3 protein-coding genes are annotated in these 3262 nt (G+C 59.4%); 1 reads left to right on the top strand and 2 read right to left on the bottom strand.

Features of this window, described 5'->3' with window-relative positions:
* Positions 1–507 precede the first annotated feature (507 nt).
* Entirely contained in the window at positions 508–1995 is a 1488-nt protein-coding gene (locus GX108_07950; protein NLO56962.1) for a hypothetical protein, read from the bottom strand.
* 242 nt (positions 1996–2237) lie between these two features.
* On the opposite strand from GX108_07950, the gene GX108_07945 reads away from it, so the two are divergent.
* Positions 2238–2909, top strand: coding sequence for a hypothetical protein (locus tag GX108_07945; protein ID NLO56961.1), 672 nt, complete (start codon positions 2238–2240; stop codon positions 2907–2909).
* Between the two features lie 17 nt (positions 2910–2926).
* Here GX108_07945 and GX108_07940 read toward each other — a convergent pair whose 3' ends face one another.
* A complete protein-coding gene (locus tag GX108_07940) occupies positions 2927–3070 on the bottom strand; it encodes a hypothetical protein (protein ID NLO56960.1) in 144 nt (47 codons plus the stop codon).
* Between the last annotated feature and the right edge of the window lie 192 nt (positions 3071–3262).

Raw genomic sequence — 3262 nt, 5'->3', positions numbered from 1 at the left:
TAAGGCCGGGAAGTATGAATTTCTTGTAAAAGGAAGAACCCATCATCCTGCTGAAAAAACCCCGATCCGCAACTTGATCGCTCATTACGTTCGACACCTCCTGTGTCCAATCTTTCCACCCGTCCCGCTTCAGGACGGCCCTTTCCGCTTACGGACTCTTTCATCGCCTTCCCTTGCACCACCTCCTCGAAAAAAGAAAGGGACCCCTTTAAAGGGGTCCCTTTATCCCGGTTTGTTGCGGAAGAGTACGGCTCAACCGCGCCAGGAGGGGAACCCCAAGGCGAAGTAAAAGTAATAGCCGTAAAAATAGCAGTCGAAGAGTTCTTGCTTCATGCGCACAGGGTTCCCTCCCTTACAAAGCATTCAACGCATTCTATACCAGCGGCTACTTCTTGTCAAAAGACGAAGGCCAGACTCGACATGTACCTTTCACTTTGATTCTTACGGGAGGCAACGGACATGGACCGGGCTCGATCTACTGCGCAAAATGACCGAAATCCACAATTTTCAGAGAATCGGCGGAAGGAGGTAGTTTTCCGGGATTTCCTCGGGGATGTCGATTTTAAGGTTCGTCTCTTCCCCTTCCCTCTCAACAACTAAGTCGATGGTCCTTCCCAAGCTTTCCATGATCAGGGCCTTGAGGTCCTCCAGGGAGTCATCGGCGTCGAACTCAGCCCCCCCGGCGGAAAGGATCCTGTCTCCCGTTCTCAAACCCAGGCTCTCGCCCAGTGAGTCGTGGTACAGGACCAGGAGGCGCAAGGGATCGCCAGTGGTTGTCACCGTGCCCAGCACGAAGGGGGCCAGCCGTTCTTCCACGCCGAGATAGTACTTCACGTCCCTCGGCATTCTTTCACTTAAAATCGTCGACGACCCGTACAGTTCGTGTATGTCGGGAAGACCCGAAAGCAGCACTTCCCCCGCTATGTTGAGGGCGGCCTTGGAGCGTTTATTCAAGTGCTGGGGCTGGGCCCCCCAGTCCTTGGACTCTTGCCCCTCGATCACGGCCTGGATAAAGTAATTAACCGCAGCTACCTCGCTGTGCCCCACCTCTTGGAGGTTCCTTATGACCTTGTCTCGGAGATAGTCACCGGTGGTAGCCCTGCCCAGCCTGCCGAGGACCGTCTCCAGCCTGGTCTGGGAATCGTAAAGATCCTGGGGGATCCCCTCCAGGTAACCCCGCCCTCCCGTCTTCTCGTCGGCCCATCGGTAGGTGCTGTCGTGGTTGAAAAGAACGATCATGAAATCAAGAATGGCCTGGTCCGCTTCCTCCAGGAGGCCCGGCTCCGGCGCCGCGGCGGAAGCGCCGGCTGAAAGGGCCGCCGCCCCGCCCCATGCCCCTAGGGGAAAACCGGGCGCCAGGGCGGCTACGTATGCCGAGGGTACAAGGACCCGCCCTTCTCCCGTCTCAATTACGATCCCCGTGACGTTCCCCGCCTTGTCCAGGGCCGGTGCGCCACTGTTGCCTTCCGACGCATCCCCCGACAGGGTATACCTTTCGCCCCCCCTTGCCTCCTGCAGGACCTCGGAGACGGTGAACTGCACAAACCCGTAGGTACCGTCCCTGACCGCGCCGCACTGGACCACCGTCCCCGGGTTGATGTCGGTCTGGACAAGGGCGAGACCTTCCCTCTCGGTAGCCGGCACGTTTATCAATGCCAGGCCCCTTCTCCAGTCGACGGCCAGGAGGCCCGGGGAAAGGTCCTCGGATCCATCCCGGAAGCGAAGGGTTATCCTGGCAGCGTTGTTCAATAAGTGAGCGGCCGTTACGGCCCTGTCTCCGTCGGCAATGAGGAATGCCAAACCCTTGTTTTTTCCGCCATCTTTTGTCTCGACCGTCAGGGCCGCTATGGACTGGACGGCCTTCAAAAGGGCGGCGGTATCCACCTGGGGCCGTTCATTATCCTGGGCCACCGCCCGGCGGCCAGGGCAAAGAACCATCCCCAAGAACAGGAAAAAAAGAAGCACAAAGCGACCCGAACGTCCCTTCGCTCCCACTGCCACACCACTCCTTTATCCCCGCCCCCTGTCGTGAGTCGAACCCCAGGCGCTCCCAGGAGTATATTACCTCCAAACGGGGGAGCGACAGGCTGAATGCGAAGATGGACCCTCGATCATGGCTGTCAGCGTATTGTCGGTTCCGCTGCCATTCCCTTTTGTGCCGGTAAGGGAAATAATAAGGACCGGGTCGGCCTTTTAAAGCATCCGGCAAGGCCAGCGAGAAAGGGGAGGATCAGGCCATGATCACAGCGTCCGCCACCTGGAGGGCAAGTTTTCCTGGAACCTTTTTTGGTGCAATGGTCATCGAGGGCATCACGAGCACCGCGGAGAACTCGGCCTTCGAGGAAAGAAAGACCGCCCTGGAGGAAGAACTTCGCCGGCGGCACCTGGGGAAGACTCGGAAGGATATCTCGCGGGAAGATCCCTTCGGAGCCTACGAAAAGTACTTCCGAAAGTTCGGCCAGGGCTACCCGGTGCTCCACCAGGTGGAGACGGTGGCACTCAAGGCTAAACCCCTCTCTTCCCCGTCACCCCTCGTGGCCGCTGCGTTCCTGGCGGAACTCGGAAGTGGCCTCCTCACTGCGGGGCATGACCTGGAAAGGCTATCCCTCCCCCTTACCCTGGATGTCTCAAAGGGCGGAGAAACCTACCAGGCTATGGGCGGCAGGATGCGCACCATGCCGAAGGGGGACATGTTCCTGTCAGACCAAAAGGGCATCCTGTCGAGCATAATCTACGGGCCCGACGACAGGAGCTTCATCACTCCCGTGACGACGCGAGCTCTCTTTTCGGTCTACGGTGCGCCCTCCATACCTTCCTGGCAGATAAGGGACCACCTGGAGGAGATCGGGGAACTCGTCGCCGTGCTGAGCCCGGAAGCGGTCCGTAAAGAGTTGATCATCCTGGGTTAGACGGGGCCTTCGCTACCTCACTCGGGGAGATCAATCTTCCTGCTGCTGCTATCGAGCCAAAAGGGTGTGGTCCTGGCTCCCAGGTTTTCGTGGACCGCTTCATTGATGAAGCCAAGGGCCCTTCGCAGCTCCTCGTCCCTTTCGGGGGCGAGGCTTTCCATGCAGAGCAGCGCCCGCTTAGTTTCGGGCGTGAGCTTTGTCCTGTCGGCCTCGCGCCAGTTCTAGCACCGGCAGATCGCCCCCGCATCGTCCATGTAGGCGAACTCCCCCTCGCGAGGTGGTTCCTCCTCCTCGGCGCCGAGGGGTAAAAAGGGCTCGCCGCCCCCTGCCGCCGCCAGGCGGATATCGCCCAC

The organism is Thermovirga sp., assembly GCA_012523215.1.
Lineage (GTDB): Bacteria > Synergistota > Synergistia > Synergistales > Thermovirgaceae > 58-81.
The sequence above is the reverse complement of the archived record's forward strand: the minus strand, read 5'-3'. Positions and strand labels throughout refer to the sequence as shown.

What these genes read in the sequence shown, in the direction of transcription:
- GX108_07945 (NLO56961.1), top strand. Translation starts at nt 2,238, where the DNA reads ATGATCACAGCGTCCGCCACCTGGAGGGCAAGTTTTCCTGGAACCTTT.
- GX108_07940 (NLO56960.1), bottom strand. Translation starts at nt 3,070, where the DNA reads ATGGAAAGCCTCGCCCCCGAAAGGGACGAGGAGCTGCGAAGGGCCCTT.